The organism is Streptomyces sp. NPDC006435 (assembly GCF_040612315.1).
In the GTDB taxonomy this organism is placed as follows: Bacteria; Actinomycetota; Actinomycetes; order Streptomycetales; family Streptomycetaceae; genus Streptomyces.
Window position 1 is genome coordinate 1 of sequence record NZ_JBEXPY010000059.1, and the last position, 15,787, is coordinate 15,787.

15 protein-coding genes and 1 pseudogene are annotated in these 15,787 nt (G+C 74.0%); 9 read left to right on the forward strand and 7 right to left on the reverse strand.

What is annotated here, in order from left to right:
* Together ABZZ04_RS34865 and ABZZ04_RS34870 are read left to right on the forward strand one after the other, a co-directional pair.
* On the forward strand, positions 1–345 hold a 345-nt coding region (locus tag ABZZ04_RS34865; RefSeq protein ID WP_356936239.1), incomplete at its 5' end, for an ROK family protein.
* Positions 346–675: 330 nt separating this feature from the next.
* Positions 676–2,001: a glycerophosphodiester phosphodiesterase family protein gene (locus tag ABZZ04_RS34870; protein WP_356936240.1), complete on the forward strand. Its 1,326-nt coding sequence runs from the start codon at positions 676–678 to the stop codon at positions 1,999–2,001.
* A gap of 97 nt (positions 2,002–2,098) precedes the next feature.
* Here ABZZ04_RS34870 and ABZZ04_RS34875 read toward each other — a convergent pair whose 3' ends face one another.
* Positions 2,099–2,623, reverse strand: a complete 525-nt coding sequence (locus tag ABZZ04_RS34875) for an excalibur calcium-binding domain-containing protein (RefSeq protein WP_356936241.1) — start codon at positions 2,621–2,623, stop codon at positions 2,099–2,101.
* Positions 2,624–3,010: 387 nt separating this feature from the next.
* Here ABZZ04_RS34875 and ABZZ04_RS34880 point away from each other — a divergent pair, with 387 nt between their 5' ends.
* The gene (locus ABZZ04_RS34880; protein ID WP_356936242.1) at positions 3,011–4,048 is read left to right on the forward strand and encodes an NUDIX domain-containing protein; all 1,038 of its coding nucleotides are present in this window, start codon (positions 3,011–3,013) and stop codon (positions 4,046–4,048) included.
* Here the strand turns inward: ABZZ04_RS34880 and ABZZ04_RS34885 are convergent.
* The 3 genes and pseudogenes from ABZZ04_RS34885 to ABZZ04_RS34895 form a co-directional block, all read right to left on the reverse strand.
* Positions 4,007–4,717 (reverse strand): MBL fold metallo-hydrolase, encoded by a 711-nt coding sequence (locus tag ABZZ04_RS34885; protein ID WP_356936276.1) that lies wholly within the window; start codon positions 4,715–4,717, stop codon positions 4,007–4,009. The two genes, ABZZ04_RS34880 and ABZZ04_RS34885, sit on opposite strands and share 42 nt — an antisense overlap.
* Positions 4,718–4,864: 147 nt before the next feature.
* Positions 4,865–5,245: pseudogene (locus tag ABZZ04_RS34890) on the reverse strand (DUF1266 domain-containing protein); the annotation flags it as partial.
* Positions 5,246–5,297: 52 nt separating this feature from the next.
* Positions 5,298–6,662, reverse strand: a complete 1,365-nt coding sequence (locus tag ABZZ04_RS34895; RefSeq protein WP_356936243.1) for a dipeptidase — start codon at positions 6,660–6,662, stop codon at positions 5,298–5,300.
* Between the two features lie 183 nt (positions 6,663–6,845).
* Here ABZZ04_RS34895 and ABZZ04_RS34900 point away from each other — a divergent pair, with 183 nt between their 5' ends.
* The gene (locus ABZZ04_RS34900) at positions 6,846–8,060 is read left to right on the forward strand and encodes a geranylgeranyl reductase family protein (protein ID WP_356936277.1); all 1,215 of its coding nucleotides are present in this window, start codon (positions 6,846–6,848) and stop codon (positions 8,058–8,060) included.
* A 54-nt stretch (positions 8,061–8,114) separates the two neighbouring features.
* Here ABZZ04_RS34900 and ABZZ04_RS34905 read toward each other — a convergent pair whose 3' ends face one another.
* Positions 8,115–8,594 (reverse strand): nitroreductase family deazaflavin-dependent oxidoreductase, encoded by a 480-nt coding sequence (locus tag ABZZ04_RS34905; RefSeq protein ID WP_356936244.1) that lies wholly within the window; start codon positions 8,592–8,594, stop codon positions 8,115–8,117.
* Positions 8,595–8,722: 128 nt separating this feature from the next.
* On the opposite strand from ABZZ04_RS34905, the gene ABZZ04_RS34910 reads away from it, so the two are divergent.
* From ABZZ04_RS34910 to ABZZ04_RS34920, 3 genes are all read left to right on the forward strand, one after another.
* The gene (locus tag ABZZ04_RS34910) at positions 8,723–9,448 is read left to right on the forward strand and encodes a TetR/AcrR family transcriptional regulator (protein WP_356936245.1); all 726 of its coding nucleotides are present in this window, start codon (positions 8,723–8,725) and stop codon (positions 9,446–9,448) included.
* A 233-nt stretch (positions 9,449–9,681) separates the two neighbouring features.
* The gene (locus tag ABZZ04_RS34915) at positions 9,682–11,058 is read left to right on the forward strand and encodes a sensor histidine kinase (protein ID WP_356936246.1); all 1,377 of its coding nucleotides are present in this window, start codon (positions 9,682–9,684) and stop codon (positions 11,056–11,058) included.
* The gene (locus tag ABZZ04_RS34920) at positions 11,055–11,720 is read left to right on the forward strand and encodes a response regulator transcription factor (protein WP_356936247.1); all 666 of its coding nucleotides are present in this window, start codon (positions 11,055–11,057) and stop codon (positions 11,718–11,720) included. The genes ABZZ04_RS34915 and ABZZ04_RS34920 overlap by 4 nt, the downstream gene beginning before the upstream one ends.
* A 165-nt stretch (positions 11,721–11,885) precedes the next feature.
* On the opposite strand, the gene ABZZ04_RS34925 is transcribed toward ABZZ04_RS34920, so the two are convergent.
* Together ABZZ04_RS34925 and ABZZ04_RS34930 are read right to left on the reverse strand one after the other, a co-directional pair.
* Entirely contained in the window at positions 11,886–12,641 is a 756-nt protein-coding gene (locus tag ABZZ04_RS34925; RefSeq protein WP_356936248.1) for a maleylpyruvate isomerase family mycothiol-dependent enzyme, read from the reverse strand.
* Entirely contained in the window at positions 12,638–13,927 is a 1,290-nt protein-coding gene (locus ABZZ04_RS34930; protein WP_356936249.1) for an MFS transporter, read from the reverse strand. The genes ABZZ04_RS34925 and ABZZ04_RS34930 overlap by 4 nt, the downstream gene beginning before the upstream one ends.
* A gap of 133 nt (positions 13,928–14,060) precedes the next feature.
* On the opposite strand from ABZZ04_RS34930, the gene ABZZ04_RS34935 reads away from it, so the two are divergent.
* Together ABZZ04_RS34935 and ABZZ04_RS34940 are read left to right on the forward strand one after the other, a co-directional pair.
* On the forward strand, positions 14,061–15,275 hold the full coding sequence (locus tag ABZZ04_RS34935; protein WP_356936250.1) for an ROK family protein: 1,215 nt from the start codon (positions 14,061–14,063) through the stop codon (positions 15,273–15,275).
* 198 nt (positions 15,276–15,473) lie between these two features.
* Positions 15,474–15,764 (forward strand): SHOCT domain-containing protein, encoded by a 291-nt coding sequence (locus tag ABZZ04_RS34940; RefSeq protein WP_356936251.1) that lies wholly within the window; start codon positions 15,474–15,476, stop codon positions 15,762–15,764.
* The last annotated feature ends 23 nt before the right edge of the window (positions 15,765–15,787 follow it).

Sequence of the window (15,787 nt, forward strand, 5' to 3'; positions counted from 1 at the left end):
CACCGCGGCGGCCGAGGCGTCGCCGCGGTGGCCGCCGCGGCACGCGCCGGGGACCCGATCGCCCTCGCGTCGTTCGAGCGCGCCGCGCAGGCCCTGGCCGCCGGGATCGCGGCCACCGCCACGCTCGTCGAGATCGACATCGCGGTGATCGGCGGGGGAGTGGCCGGCGCGGGCGACATCCTCTTCGATCCGCTGCGCCGCTCCCTGCGCCAGTACGCCACGCTCTCCTTCGTCCGGCAACTCACGGTGGCCCCGGCGGTGATGGGCACCGACGCCGGGCTGGTGGGCGCCGCCGCGGCAGCCGTGCGGGCGGGTGCGGACGGGGCTGCGGACCCCCGGGGCTGACCAACGCCGGGGACCGGCCGGGGTGTTGTGGGCCATGGGTGGCCGCGTCTCGAACGCGGCGGGCGCGTCCGTGCCCGGCGAGCGGGACGAGGGGCCCGGGCGAGGCGGCGGCCTGACCGGTCGCGGCCGTGCGGCCGGCACCGGCCGGATGCGGTGACCGGTTGCCCGGGGGCCCGGGCCGTGAATCGGGGGTCGGCCGGCAGCCGGGCGGCCGGACGGCCGATGCGGCGGACCATCGCGCTCCGGGCCGTGGCCGCCGTCCTCGTACCGCGGAACGGCGGGCACCGGCAGTATTGCCGCACAAGTCCGCATGATCTACGGAAGGCAGACGTGACCACCACCTTCGACGACCTGCCCGGAATCCTTTGCTCGGCCCACCGCGGCGGCGCGGGCGAGGCCCCTGAGAACAGCCTGGAGGCGCTCCGCTCGTCGGCGCCGTGGGCGGACGTCCTGGATCTCGACACACAGGTCCTCGCCGACGGCACACCCGTGCTGATGCACGACGCGTCCGTGGACCGCACCACCGACCGCTCCGGACCGGTGGCCGCGTTCGGGCTCGCCCAGTGGCTCCAGCTCCGCGCCGACCCCGCCACGTGGTTCGCCGCCGCGTCGCCCGCCCTCACCGTGCCCACGGTCGCCCAGGTCCTCGACGAGCTCGGCGGGGTGCGGGTGATGACCGTCGAGGCGAAGGACCCGGCCGGGGTGCAGGCGCTGGCCGGCCTGATCCTGGACCGGGGGCTGCAGGACTCCGTGCTCGTCAACACGAACGATCCGGCGGTGGTACCGCTCATCCGGACGGCCGGGTGCCGGGCTCACCTGTGGCGGTCCGCCGCACAGATGGCCGGTGACGACTTCGGCGCGTTCGTCGCCGCAGGGGCCGACGTCCTCGACATCGACATAGCCGCATCCGACTCCCTCGTCACGGCGGCTGTCGCCGCAGCCCCGCCGCTCGGGGTCTGGGCGCACACCCTGACCCGACGCGTGCAGCGCGACCGCGCCCTCGGCCTCGGCTGCCGAGGCATCGTCACCGACTACCCGGGCTACGTCTCCGGCCGCGCACCGCGCCGCACGGCCACGTCGACGAACACCGGGTTCTGGGGGCTCGGCTGGGTACCCTCCGGCAAGACCCGCCCCGTGCTCGACTCCAGCGGTCGCATCCCCCTTCCCGCACCCACCGCCGCGACCGACACCCAGGTGCTCCTCGCCGGTGAGATCGGTGCAGCCGCGCCGACCGGGACCTTCGAGGTCCGGTTCAGCGTGCCGACGGCCGGGGGCGCCGGCTGGTCGTTGCTCTCCCTCCACCTGGGCGCCGACGACGCACCCACCAAACTGACCTCGGCCGAGATCCTGCACAACGGGTACACCGTTCAGGTCAGCAACTCCGGCTCCCTGCGGATCTACCGCGACGACGCCGCGGCCGGCACCTCCACCCAACTGGCCGGCACCGCGGCGGGCACCACCCTTCCGGCGAACACCGTCCACACCCTGCGCTGCGTCGTCACCGCTACTCAGATCACGGTGTCCGTGCCCGAGGCGGGAGTCTCCACGACGGTGACGGACAAGGCGTACCGGGTGCCGTGGTCGGTATTCGTCGGCCGGAACCACAACGCCAGTGCCTCCGGACCGATCAACATCGTGGGCATCAGCGCCCCCTGACCCCGCCCCACGCCCATGGCGACCGGCATCGGCGTGTGGTCCCCGCACGGCGATCCGATGCGCATCGGCCGGATCGGCACCACTCCCGAGGGGGCCGCTACTCGCAGCCGACCCCGTCCCCGTCCCGGTCGAGATGGCGACCGTAGCCGGGCCGGCCCACGCGGATGGGGGCGGCGCCGGCCGCGCGCACGGCGCTGCAGTTGGCGTAGTACGTGCTGCTGCCGTCGCCCCCGCCCGATCCGGACCCGCCGGAGGTTCCGTCGTCCTCGGCCGCGGGCGGGACGGTCACCCGGACGGTCCGGGTCCTCGTGACGGTCGGCGCCGGCTTCGGGCTCGCGGTCACCGTCTCGGTGGCCGACGGCGCCGGGGTGGCCGTCACCGTGGCCGTGGCGGTCACCGTCGCGGACGGGGCGGCCCCGGCGTCCGCGGTCTTCTCCGTCCCGGCGGAGTCGTCCGCGCCCCCGATGCCCACGCCCATGAGGAACAGGACGAGGGCGACCGGGATCAGGACCCGCTTCCGTGCCCACTTCGGACGGTGGTCCGGTGAAGGGGGCGGCCCGTACGGGGCGTTGGCGGGCGGCCGGGGCGGCTGACCCCACGGCGGCTGCTGACTTCGAGACATATGTCCCCCCTGGTACGGCTCATGGAGAGATGAACGTAACTGCCCCGCCGAAAGCCCAGGAGTCACATGTTCCGTTGGTGATTCAATTGTGATGAAAAGGTGGAAGGTCGGTGTCCGGGTGGTGGTCGTGGCGCCCGTCGGCATGCGCTTCGCCGTCCGGTGAGGGGGTTGCCGCACCCGGTCGGGCGGGGACGTTTCCCGCCCTCGTCTCCGCTTCGACTCCCTTTGTGCGCCCCCGTACCGGTCGCGCGCCCGGCCGGAGCCGTGCCGCGGGCGCGGGCGCCGGGCGGCCGTCGGTTCCGTTCGGGCAACAAGCATCGCCACGGCCTGGTTTTCGCGGCAGGGTGTTGCGGGCAAGCCACAGGGGGCTACGGAAGAGGGGGAACCGTGATCATCTGGATCAACGGTGCGTTCGGCGCGGGCAAGACGAGCGCCGCGCGCGAACTGATCGATCTGATCCCGAACAGCACCTTCTACGACCCTGAACTGATCGGCGCGGGGCTGCGCCATCTGCTGCCCCAGAAGAGACTCGCCGAGGTGACGGACTTCCAGGACCTGCCGATCTGGCGGCGCCTGGTGGTGGACACCGCGGCGGCCCTGCTCGCCGAGATGCCAGGGGTGCTGGTGGTACCGATGACACTGTTGCGGCAGGAGTACCGCGACGAGATCTTCGGCGGGCTCGCCTCCCGGCGCATCCCCGTGCGTCATGTCCTGCTCTCGCCCGAGGAAACGATCCTGCGTAAACGGATCGCCGACCGGGTGGAGTTTCCCGACGACCCGGAGCACAGCGAGCGGGTACGGCAGTGGGCCCACCAGCACATCGAGCCCTACCGGGCGGCGTTGCACTGGCTCACCCGGGACGCCCACACCATCGACACCGGCGCCCTCACCCCGTCCGAGACGGCCGGGCTCATCGCCGAGGCGGTCAGCAGCGGGGCGGCGTCCCCGTGCGAGATCGTGCAGACGCCCGAGCCGACCGGGGAGACCGTGGCGGCCGGCGTCCTGCTCTTCGACGAACACGACCGGGTGCTGCTCGTCGACCCGACGTACAAACCCGGCTGGGAGTTCCCCGGCGGGGTGGTCGAGTCCGGGGAGGCGCCCGCCCAGGCCGGCATCCGCGAAGTGGCCGAGGAGATAGGCATCCACCTCGACCGGGTGCCGAAACTCCTCGTCGTCGACTGGGAGGCGCCCCGACCGCCCGGCTACGGGGGGCTGCGGCTGCTCTTCGACGGCGGACTGCTGACCGGTGCGGACGCCGGACGGCTGCTGCTGCCCGGCTCCGAACTGCGTGGCTGGCGGTTCGTCACCGAGGAGGAGGCGGCCACCCTGCTGCCCCCGACCCGCTACGAGCGGCTGCGCTGGGCCCTGCGCGCCCGTGAACGGTCAACCGTGCTCAACCTGGAGGCCGGAGTCCCGGTCGGCTGAGGCGAGCATCGTGGCGGCGGCGTCGGTGGTGAGCGGATCGCCGTGGCCGAAGCAGACCGTGGCCGGCTCCAGCGCCGCCAGCCGCCGGAAGGAGGCCACGGCCTGCTCCCGGTCGATGTTGAACACGCCCAGCATCACCCGGTCGACCCCGGCCACGCAGTCCCCGGTGAACAGCACGCCGTGGTGCGGCAGATGGACCCCGATGGATCCCGGGGTGTGGCCCGGCGCGTGGACCACCCGGGCCCCCGGACCGAAGCCGAGCTCGTCGCCGTCGGCCAGCTCGCGGTCGACCCGGGTCGGCGGGGCGGGCGGAACGGTCCGCGCGTGCTCCCACAGCGGGCGTTCCCAGTCGAGCAGGACCGGGTCGGCGATCTTCTCCTCGTCCCGGATCACCGCCGCGTCCAGGCCGTGGGCGAGGATCTCGGCGCCGTACCGGTCGGCGAGCTCCTGCGCGGCGCCGTAGTGGTCGCAGTGCCCGTGGGTGATCACGATCCGCGATATGCGGGCCGGGTCCAGGCCCAGGCCGCGCACCCCGTCCTCGATCGCGGCCGCCGCGTCGATGTCGCCCGCGTCGATCAGGGTCAGGTCGGTGCCGTCGCGCCACAGGTACGCCTGGCCGATGCGGAAGCGGAACATGTGCAGTTGGGGGAGTACCTCGACGATGTCCATGCCGCGAACGTACGCGGACGGCCCGCCCGGAGTCGTCGTTCTACGCTCTGGGCGAGCTTCGCCCAACGCGTAGCGGCGCCGCGGCCGAGCCACCGCACCCGGGCCTGCGGGAGAGGGCGCGGACCGGGGTCGGCGCCAGGGGACGTTCCGCCACGGACTGCCCTCGTCCCCGGCCGGGAGGTGGTGGGCGGTGACGTTCTGCTCGTAGTACGTGCCGTACTGCTCGTCGTCGAGGCGCAGCACCCGGCCCAGCGTGTACGCGGCGGAGAAGTCCTCCCACGACGCGTGGGCCGACCTGCTCGGCGCCCCCGCGTGCACGATCGCCTGCTCGGCCTCGTGGGGGTGGCAGAACAGGGCGGACAGCCCCCGGCGGGCCAGGTTCACGGCCCGTCCGCAGTCGTGGGCGACCGTGGTGGTGACCGCCCCGTCCGGCGCCGGCAGCCCGTCTCCGCAGGCGGCGTCCAGCCGGTTTCCGTCCCCGTCGTCACGGACCGATCCTGCGGAACCGGGCCCGGACCGACCCGTCAAGGATCGGTCCGGGCCCGGTCCGCCGGAATCCGGCGCGATCGGTGACGTGGGGTCAGGACTGCTTGGAAGCCGCGTAGTCGAGCAGGAACAGGGCCTCGGCGAGGGACAGCCGCTCCAGCTCCTGGGGGGACACGCTCTCGTTCACCGCGTGGATCTGCGCCTCCGGCTCGCTCAGGCCGATCAGCAGGATCTCCGCCTCCGGGTAGAGGGCGGCGAGGGTGTTGCAGAGCGGGATCGAGCCGCCCATCCCGGACGTCTGCATCTTCTCGCCCGGGTACGCGACCTCCATGGCCTGCGCCATGGACGTGTACGCGGGGCTGGAGGTGTCCGCGCGGAACGGCTGGCCCTGGCCGACCTGCTCCACCGTGATCCTGGCCCCCCACGGGGTGTGGGCCTTCAGGTGCGCGGTCAGCAGCTCGGTCGCCTCGGCGGCGTCCTGGCCCGGCGGCACCCGCAGGCTGATCTGCGCGCGGGCGCTCGCCTGGAGCGAGGGCGTCGCGCCGAGCACCGGCGGGCAGTCGATGCCGATGACGGTGACGGCGGGCCGGGCCCAGATGCGGTCGGCGACCGTGCCCGTGCCGATCAGCCCGACGCCGTCGAGGACCTTGGCGTCCTGGCGGAAGTCGGCCTCCGGGTACTGCAGCCCCTCCCACTCGGTGTCCGTGGTCAGCCCGTCCACGGTCGTGGTGCCGTCCTCGGCGCGCAGCGACGCCAGCAGCTGGATCATCGCGGCCAGTGCGTCCGGGGCGGCGCCGCCGAACTGCCCGGAGTGCAGGTTGCCTTCGAGGGTGTCGAGCGTGACCCGCAGCATCGTCATGCCGCGCAGCGTCGCGGTGACCGTCGGCAGGCCGACCCGGAAGTTGCCGGTGTCGCCGATGACGATGGTGTCGGCGGCCAGCAGCTCGGGGTGCGCCTCCGCGTACCGCTCCAGGCCGCCGGTGCCCTGCTCCTCGGAGCCCTCGGCGATCACCTTGACGGAGACCGGGACGCCGCCGTTGGCCTTGAGGGCGCGCAGGGCGAGCAGGTGCATGATGAAGCCGCCCTTGCAGTCGGCCGAGCCCCGGCCGTACCAGCGGCCGTCGCGCTCCGTCAGCTCGAACGGCGGGGAGAGCCAGGCGGACTCGTCGAGCGGCGGCTGCACGTCGTAGTGCGCGTAGAGCAGCACGGTCGGGGCGCCGGCCGGGCCGGGCAGGAAGCCGTAGACCGACTGCGTGCCGTCGGGGGTGTCGAGAAGTGCGACGTCCTGGAAGTCCTCGGCGCGCAGCGCGTCGGCGACCCAGTCGGCGGCCGCCTCGCACTCGCTCTTCGGGAACTGCGCGGGATCCGCCACCGACTGGAAGGCCACCAGCTCCGTCAGCTCCGCCTTGGCGCGGGGCATCAGCGAGGCGATGGTCTCGGAAATCGGACGGGCGGTCATGGGCACGCTCCTCGTGGGTGCGACGTTGTATGTACGAATCCGGCTGCGTGCGCCCCCGGTGTGCGGCGGCGCACGCAGGACGAACGCACGGTCGATCCTCCCACAGCGGGGACCGGTACCGGCGCGCCGTAGGATGCCGTGAGCAGCATGGGCCACTGGTGGGATCGGGAGCAGAAGCACATCGTGAGCAGCGAGAACGCAGACGCCGTACATGAGCACGAAGAACCGGCCGTGTGGGACGTGGTCGTAGTCGGCGGCGGACCGGCCGGAGCCTCCGCTGCATACGCGGCGGCGGTGGCCGGCCGACGGGTGCTGCTCCTGGAGAAGGCGGAACTTCCCCGCTACAAGACCTGTGGCGGCGGCATCATCGGCTTTTCGCGAGATTCCCTGCCGCCGGGGTTCGAACTGCCGCTGCGGGACCGGATCCACGCGGTCACGTTCTCGCTCAACGGCAGGCTGGCGCGGACCCGCCGCTCCAAGCGGATGCTCTTCGGGCTCATCAACCGCCCCGAGTTCGACGCGGGACTGGTCGAGGAGGCGCAGAAGGCGGGCGCCGAACTCCGCACCGGCGCGACGGTGACGAGGGTCGAGCAGCACGGCGCCTCGGTGCCGGACCGGCGCACGGTCGCCGTGGTGCTGTCCGGCGGCGAGACGATCCTGGCCCGCGCGGTCGTCGGCGCCGACGGCAGCGCGGGGCGGATAGGAGCCCATGTCGGGGTGAAGCTCGACCAGGTGGACCTCGGCCTGGAGGCGGAGATCCCGGTTCCGGCCACGGTCGCGGAGGACTGGGCGGGACGGGTGCTGATCGACTGGGGCCCCATGCCCGGCAGTTACGGCTGGGTGTTCCCCAAGGGCGACGTCCTGACCGTCGGCGTGATCTCGGCGCGGGGCGACGGCGCGGGGACCAAGCGGTACCTGGAGGACTTCGTCGCCCGGCTCGGTCTGGCCGGCTTCGAGCCGAAGATCTCCTCCGGGCACCTGACGCGCTGCCGCAGCGAGGACTCCCCGCTGTCGCGCGGGCGGGTGCTGGTGTGCGGCGACGCGGCGGGGCTGCTGGAGCCGTGGACCCGCGAGGGGATCTCCTTCGCGCTGCGGTCGGGGCGGCTCGCCGGTGAGTGGGCGGTCCGGATCGCGGAGGCGCACGACGCGGTGGACGCCAGGCGCCAGGCGCTGAACTACGCCTTCGCCATCAAGGCAGGTCTGGGCGTCGAGATGGGTGTCGGCCGGCGCATGCTGAAGCTCTTCGAGCGCCGCCCGGGAGTGCTGCACGCGGTGCTGACGGGATTCCGCCCGGCCTGGAACGCGTTCGCCGGAATCACCCGGGGGACGACCTCGCTCGGCGAACTGGTCCGTACGCATCCGCTGGCGCAGCGGGCCCTGTCGGCGATGGACCGTTAGCGGGCGACGGGCCGCCGGGGCTCCGGCCCGATACGTGCGGGGCGGGCCGGACGGTCAGCCCCGCACGGTGAACCGGAAGACGGGGTGGTCCGGGCAGGCGGCCAGGATCTCGGCGTCCGTGGACTTCGCGGTGACGCCCCGGAAGTACTCGTTGACCTGCCAGCCCCACTGCTCCAGGTACGTCCGGACGACCATCGCCTTCTCCGCGTCGTCCGCGATCTCCACGGCGTCGAAGACGCGGACCTTCCGCCCCACCCGCAGCTCGCCGCCGCCGGCCACCCGCATGTTGCGCACCCACTGGGAGTGGCCCCGGGCGGAGACCAGGTACTGCCCGCCCTCGTGGGTGTGCGGGTTCACGGGGATGCGCTGCATCTGCCCGCTCCTGCGGCCGCGCACCGACAGTTCGGCCGAGCCCTTGAGGCTGATGCCGTGCCGGGCGAGCCAGCCGATGACGCTGTTCATCCGGACGTTGAAGGCGTTGCCGCGGAGGTAGTACGGCTGGGCCGGGGTCTGGGGCGTCTGCTCCTGGGACATGGCAACTCCTTCACGTTTTGAGAGCGGTGCTCTCGCTTGAGATCAGTGTGCACGAGATTGGTGCTCGAAATCAAGAGCAGTGCTCTCGTTGTTGGTCGGTGCTCTCTTCGCGTGGCAGACTGATGGGCATGAGCACAGTCCGAGGAGCCAGGGAACGGGCCCGTATCGAGATCACGGCAGCGATCAAGGACGAGGCGAAGAAGCAGCTCGCGGCCGAGGGGGCCGCGAAGCTCTCGCTGCGCGCCGTCGCGCGGGAGCTGGGCATGGCGTCCTCCGCCCTCTACCGCTACTTCCCCAGCCGTGACGAGCTGCTCACGGCCCTGATCGTCGACGCGTACGACGCCGTGGGCGAAACCGCCGAGGCCGCCCATCGCGCCGCCGTGGCCGAGGCCGCCCCGCACCTCGCGCGCTGGATCGCCGTGGCCCGGTCCGTACGCGACTGGGCCACGGCCCACCCCCACGAGTACGCCCTGATCTACGGCTCGCCCGTGCCCGGCTACACCGCGCCCCAGACGACGGTCGGCCCCGCGGCGCGCGTCGGCCGGATCCTGATCCGTGTGGTCGCGGACGCCTACCGCTCGGACGGCCTCGCCCTGCCGCCGCTCGCCGACGACCTGCGCGCGGAGGCCGGGCGGATGGCCGCCGAGATCGCCCCCGAACTGCCTCCGGAGGCCGCCGCCCCGCTGATCGCCGCCTGGTCGCAGCTGTTCGGGCTGGTCTCCTTCGAGGTCTTCGGCCAGTTCCACAAGGTCGTGGAGGCCCGCGAGGTGTTCTTCCGGGAAGCCGTCACCGAACTGGCCCGCTCGGTCGGCCTGCTGGACAGCCGCCGGGGCCGGGACACCTTCCGCCCCTGACGGAACCACCCGGCCCGGCCGGAGGGGCGCACCGGCCGCACGGGCCGGGGAGGCGCACCGGCCGGTGCGCGCGATCCCCGGAGCGTCGGGGTGGCCGGTGCGGCTGGTGAGGTCGGGGTGACCGGGGCGTCGCGCCGGGCCCGTACGCCGTACCCCGTACTCCACCGGGAGTACGGGCGACCACCACGCCCGGCTGACGTCTTCGCCGGGGCCCGAGGTCTAGCGTGACCGGCATGGAAGAGCAGCGCTCACGCAGAGGCGGTGGCCCCTTCCGCCCGCACGGCGAGCCGCCCCGGTGGCTGACGGGCGAGCGGGGGGACGCGGCCGCCCGCCTCCCCTGGGCCTCGACGATCCTGATCGGTGCCGTCGTCATGGCCGGATCGACCGTCGCGGCCCGGTGGCAGACGGGCGAGCGGGCGCCGCTCGACCCCTTCGCACGGCTGCTGATCCTCCTGGCCGTCGCCGTGCTCCTGCTGCGCCACCGTCACCCCGTGGCGGCCGTCTTCGGCACTTCGGCCGCGGTGATGGTCTACCTGGCGGCCGGCTATCCGTACGGGCCGGTTTTCCTGGCCGTCGCCGTGGGCTGCTTCGGCGCCGTCGTCTCGGGGCACCGGAGGGCCGCCTGGGCGGCCGTCGGCATGGTGTGGCTGGGGCACGTGGCGGTGGGCCACTGGCTCTACCGGTGGCTGCCGCCCTCCGGCGACCAGGCCTCGCCCTGGGGGCAGGAACTGGGCATCGCCGCCTGGGTGCTGGCCATCGTCGCCGCCGCCGAGTTCGTACGCGTACGGCGTGAGCAGTGGGCGGACCGGCGGGCGGAACGGGAGGCCGCGGAGCGGCGGCGGGCGGACGAGGAACGGCTGCGGATCGCACGCGAACTGCACGACGTCCTGGCGCACAGCATCTCCGTCATCAACGTCCAGTCGAACGTCGGGCTCGCCCTGCTGGACTCCGACCCCGAACAGGCCCGTGCCGCCCTGACCGCCATCAAGGCCGCCAGCAAGGAGGCGCTGGGCGAGGTCCGTCAGGTCCTCGACACCCTGCGCACCCCCGGGGACGCCCCCCGGGCCCCGGCCCCCGGACTCGACCGGCTCCCCGAACTCGTCGAACAGGCGGCGAGCGCCGGACTGACCGTCACCGTCGGGACCGACGGCGTGCGCCCGGCGGTATCACCGGGCGCGGACCTCGCCGCCTTCCGGATCGTGCAGGAGGCGCTGACGAACGTGGTCCGGCACTCCGGATCGCGCACCGCGAGGGTCCGCGTCGGCTATCGGCCCGATCGCATCCGGCTCCGCGTCGACGACGACGGGCCCGCCACCGGCAAGGACGCGGGCGGCAGCGGCAACGGCCTGGCCGGGATGCGGGAGCGGGCCGCGGCCCTGGGTGGCACGATCGAGGCGGGCCCCCGGACCGACGGCGGATTCCGGGTACGGGCCGAGCTCCCGCTCCGGCCCGTTCCGCCCGGCCCGACGGGAGCACCGGCCCCGCCCGGCTCACCCACCCCGTCCGACCCGACCGGAGCACCCGCCCCGCCCGGTCCGTCCAGCTCACCCGCCCCACCCGCCCCGCCCGGTCCGTCCGATGCGACGGCGCACGAGGAGGAGACACCGTGATCCGCGTACTGCTCGCCGACGACCAGCTGCTGGTCCGGGCGGGCTTCCGGGCCCTGCTGGACGCCCAGCCCGACATCGAGGTGGTGGGGGAGGCCGCGGACGGCGAGGAGGCCGTGCGCCTGGTGCGCGAACTGCGCCCCGACGTCGTGCTGATGGACATCCGGATGCCGCGTCTCGACGGCCTCGCCGCGACCCGCGCCCTCGCCGGGGACACCGCGTCGGCCGATGTCAGGGTGGTCATGCTCACCACCTTCGAGCTCGACGAGTACGTCTTCGAGGCGATCCGCTCCGGGGCCTCCGGGTTCCTCGTCAAGGACACCGAGCCGGACGAACTGCTGCGTGCCGTACGCGCGGTGGTGGGCGGTGACGCACTGCTCTCGCCCGGGGTCACCCGCCGTCTGATCGCCGAGTTCGCGGCCCGGTCCAAGGAGCCCGCGGCGGCGACGGGGCTGGACGAACTCACCGAACGGGAGAGGGAGGTGATGGCGCTGGTCGGCATGGGGCTCTCCAACGAGGAGATCGCCCGGCGGCTGGTCGTCAGCCCGCTCACCGCCAAGACCCACGTCAGCCGCACCATGGTCAAGCTGGGCGCCCGCGACCGGGCACAACTCGTCGTGCTCGCCTACGAGTCGGGGCTGGTGCGTCCGGGCTGGCTCGGCTGACGGGGGAGGGCGCGGCGGAGAACCGGGCGCGCCACGCAGGGGCGAAGCCACCATGGAGGGCGGTACCGGACCGGGCGCCAGCAGGACCGGATGCCGGACGGACCGGACGCCGGCAGGACCGGATGCCGGACGGACCGGGGCGGCGCCCACCGCCCCGGCCTGCCGTCAGGACCAGGTGATCCCGGAGTTCTCGCGCCAGATCCGGGCGGGCTCCGGGTCGCCCGTCACGGTGACCGCCGTGAATGGCAGCCGGTTCCAGAGCATCAGATAGAGGTCCTCGGCCGACGCGCTCATCTCGCAGTCCACCGGCTCCTTCGGGGAGGCCCCGTCCGTCCGCTCGGCCCGCGGCGGCTCCGCCGAGAGCCGGACGGTCCAGGCGGCATCGGTGTCCGTGGCCCGGACCCGCAGCGAGTACGGAGTGTCCGTGCGCACCCGGCTCTTCGGGCGGCTGTGCATCTTGAGCAGCAGCTCGTCGATCCCGTCCTCCGCATGATCGGCCCCGACCGGCGACAGCGGCCCGCCGAGGGCCGACTCCGCGTCCACCCGGTGGATGGTGGTCTCGTGCGCCTGCCGCCGGGCCCAGAAGGCCAGTGGCGACGGGGCGGGCAGGAAGGTCCAGCACTCCAGCCCGGCCGGTGCGGCCTCCAGCGCGTCGACCAGGAGGCCGTGGCCCTCGCGGAACCAGTCGAGGAGCTCCGCCCCGTCCAGGTCGGGCTCCCCGCCGTCGGGGTGGTACGAGGTGTGGCCCTCGGCGACGAACGCGGTCGCCCAGCGGTGCACCATGCCGGTGTGCCGGAGCAGGTCGCGCACCCGCCAGTCGGGACAGGTCGGCACCGGTGCCGCGGTGCCCGCCCGCTGCGCGGCGTCCGCCAGCAACTTCCCTTCGGCGGACAGCGATCGGATGTGATCCGTGATCTTCATGTTCCGATTGTGGCAGCGCTCCGGGGCTCCCGGCGCGACACGACGGGCTCCTCCCGCGACGCGACCGGGTGGCCGTGCACGGTCGCGTTGCGCGCCCCGTACCCCAGCACCGCGGCCGCGACGGCCAGCAGCGACACCGTGGTCAGGGCGGCGGGCAGGGAGAACCAGTCGGCCAGGAAGCCGATCGCGGGCGGCCCGAGCAGCATCCCGCCGTACCCGAGCGTCGAGGCGGCGGCCACCCCACCGGGGCCGGCCAGCTCGCCCGCCCGGCCGACCGCGACCGGGAAGATGTTGGCCAGGCCGAGCCCGGTGACGGCGAAACCGATCAGGGCGGCCCAGACGGAGGGCGCGAGCGAGCCGAGCAGCATCCCGGCGGCGGCCGTCGTGCCGCCCACGACGAGGGTGCGGGTCTGGCCGAGCCGTTCGAGCATGGCGGTGCCGGTGAGCCGGCCAGCCGTCATGGCCAGCGCGAACAGGGAGTATCCGGCGGCGGCGACACCGGGACGGGCGTGGAGGTCCTGCTCCAGGTGGAGCGCGCCCCAGTCGGCCAGCGCGCCCTCGCCGTAGGCGGTGCAGAGCGCGATCACGCCGAACAGGACCACCGGACGGCGGTTCCTGCCGTCCGGCCGTCGCGGCTTCCCGGCGCCGCCGGTCCCGGACACGGCGACGGGGGCCGGGTGGCGCAGCAGCACCGGCCCCGCCGCGGCGGTGACCAGGAGCCCGGTCCCGGTGAGGGCGAGGAGGTGCGCGGCGGGGGAGAGGCCGCCGGCGACCAGTCCGCCGAGCCCGGCGCCGATCATCCCGCCCAGGCTGAACGCGGCGTGGAAACCGGGCATCACGGGGCGGCGCAGGGCGGCGACCAGATCGACCGCGGCGCTGTTCATCGCCACGTTCATCCCGCCGTACGCGGCACCGAAGACCAGCAGCACCAGGCCGAGCGCGAACGCCGAATGCGTCTGGGCGGGCAGGGCGATGGCCAGGGAGAGCAGGACGCCGCAGACCACGGTCACCGGATGGCTGCCGAAGCGTCGGCACAGCCGGCCGGTGAACATCATGGTCACCACGGCACCGGCGGACACACCGAGCAGGGCGAGGCCGAGGGTGGTGGCCGAGGAGCCGGTCTGGTGCTTGATGGCCGGGATACGGACCACCCAGCCGGCGAAGAGGAATCCGTCGAGGGCGAAGAACACGGTGAGGGCGAGACGGAGACGGGCCGACGGGGTTGCGGCGGTGTTTCCGCCCGGTCCCCCCGACAGTGCCGTCCGCAGTTTGTTTAGTTGCGGCACAAACTCAGCATAGGGGCGCCGGGACGGCGGGTGCAAGGCGGATGCGTACGGGGGACACGCGGGGGAACGCAAGGGGCGCGACCGCGCCACCGGGGCGTCGGTGGCACCTGTGGACCATGGGAGACTCGCCCCCATGAACGGCAAGGTGTCCACCACCCGGACAAAGCTGGAGAGGGGCCGCGGAGCGCTCGGGCCCGCGCTGGAACTGATCCACACCGGACGCGCGCCCACCCGCGCGGTCCTCACCTCCGAGCTGGGGGTGACCCGGGCGACGGCCGGTGCGGTCGCCGCGGAACTGGAGGCACTCGGCCTGATCAGGGTCGATTCCCGGCCAGGTTCCGCCGCCGGCTCGCAGGGCCGGCCCTCGCACCGGCTGGCCGTCCGGGAGTCCGGCCCCGTCGCCATCGCCGCCCAGGTGCACGCCGACGGGTTCCGGGCCGCCCTGGTCGGTCTCGGCGGCCGGCTGGTGGCCACCGCCCCCGGCTGCGTCATGGTCACGGCGGACCCGGCGCAGGTCATCGGCGAAGTGGTCGACGCCTGCGCCCGGTTGCTGCGGGAGAGCGGACTGCGCTGCGTCGGTGCCGGTCTCGCGGTCCCGTCGGCGGTCGCCGAACCGGAGGGCAACGCGCTCAACCCGCTGCACATCGCCTGGCCGGCCGGCGCCCCGGTGAGCGAGATCTTCGCCACCCGCGTACGCGAGGCGGGCGTCACCGGGCCCGCGTTCACCGGGAACGACGTCAACCTCGCCGCGCTCGCCGAACACCGGCACGGCGCCGGCCGGGGCGCCCGGCACCTGCTCTGCGTGGCCACCGGCCACCGCGGCGTGGGCGGCGCCCTGGTGCTCGACGGCCGCCTGCACACCGGGAGTTCGGGGCTGGCGCTGGAGGTGGGTCATCTCACGGTGAACCCCGAGGGGCGTCCCTGCCACTGCGGAGGCCGCGGCTGCCTGGACGTCGAGACCGACCCGCTGGCCTTCCTCGTCGCCGCCCGCCGCGAACCCGGCCCGGAGGAGTCCCTGCTCAAGCAGGCCGGCGATCTGCTGCGCACGGAGTACGAGGACCCGGCGGTACGGGGCGCCGCCGAGGAACTCACCGACCGGCTCGGCCTCGGACTCGCCGGACTGGTCAACATCCTCAACCCGGACCGCATCATCCTCGGCGGGCTGCACCGCGCCCTGCTCGACGCCGACCCGGAGCGGCTGCGTGCGGTGGTGGCCGACCGCAGCCTGTGGGGGCGCAGCGGCAGCGTGCCGATCCTGCCCTGCACGCTCGATCACAACAGCCTGGTGGGAGCGGCGGAACTGGCCTGGCAGCCGGTGCTGGACGACCCGCTGGCCGCCCTCGCCTGAGATCCGGCCGCCGGGCCCGCCGCGCGGGGGAGAGGGCGGCCGGGGCGGTGGGGGAGCAGGGGGGAGCACGTCGCGTACTCCCGAGGGGGTACGCACACGGCCGCCGGCCGCACGACGACCCGGACCCCCTGCCGGGGCCAGTCTCGGAGGTGTCGGGAAAACCCGGCCGCGAACCCCCGAACGAGGGAGCTGACCGAGATGAACACCCTGGCGCACAGCGGTGGACCCGGACCCTGGATCCTCCTCTTCCCGCTCTTCTGGGCGACCGTCGTCATCGGCGGCGTCACCCTGCTGCGCAGGACCGTCCGGCGCGGCGGCCGGGCCCCCTGGCAGGCCCGTACCCCGGTAGGCGCGCCCGTCGAACCGTCGCCGATCACCCTGCTCGGCCGCCGCTTCGCGGCCGGGGAGATCGACGAGGACGAGTACTGGCGCCGGCTCTCCGTCCTGGACGAGCAGTTCGGCCACGGCGGCAAGGGGGCGGGGGCATGACCGCCGCACCCGGCCGGGATGCG

Coding starts and splice junctions, on each gene's coding strand:
- ABZZ04_RS34875 (WP_356936241.1), bottom strand. CDS start 2,623: ATGTCTCGAAGTCAGCAGCCGCCGTGGGGTCAGCCGCCCCGGCCGCCC.
- ABZZ04_RS34915 (WP_356936246.1), top strand. CDS start 9,682: ATGGAAGAGCAGCGCTCACGCAGAGGCGGTGGCCCCTTCCGCCCGCAC.
- ABZZ04_RS34935 (WP_356936250.1), top strand. CDS start 14,061: ATGAACGGCAAGGTGTCCACCACCCGGACAAAGCTGGAGAGGGGCCGC.
- ABZZ04_RS34940 (WP_356936251.1), top strand. CDS start 15,474: ATGAACACCCTGGCGCACAGCGGTGGACCCGGACCCTGGATCCTCCTC.
- ABZZ04_RS34910 (WP_356936245.1), top strand. CDS start 8,723: ATGAGCACAGTCCGAGGAGCCAGGGAACGGGCCCGTATCGAGATCACG.
- ABZZ04_RS34905 (WP_356936244.1), bottom strand. CDS start 8,594: ATGTCCCAGGAGCAGACGCCCCAGACCCCGGCCCAGCCGTACTACCTC.
- ABZZ04_RS34925 (WP_356936248.1), bottom strand. CDS start 12,641: ATGAAGATCACGGATCACATCCGATCGCTGTCCGCCGAAGGGAAGTTG.
- ABZZ04_RS34895 (WP_356936243.1), bottom strand. CDS start 6,662: ATGACCGCCCGTCCGATTTCCGAGACCATCGCCTCGCTGATGCCCCGC.
- ABZZ04_RS34885 (WP_356936276.1), bottom strand. CDS start 4,717: ATGGACATCGTCGAGGTACTCCCCCAACTGCACATGTTCCGCTTCCGC.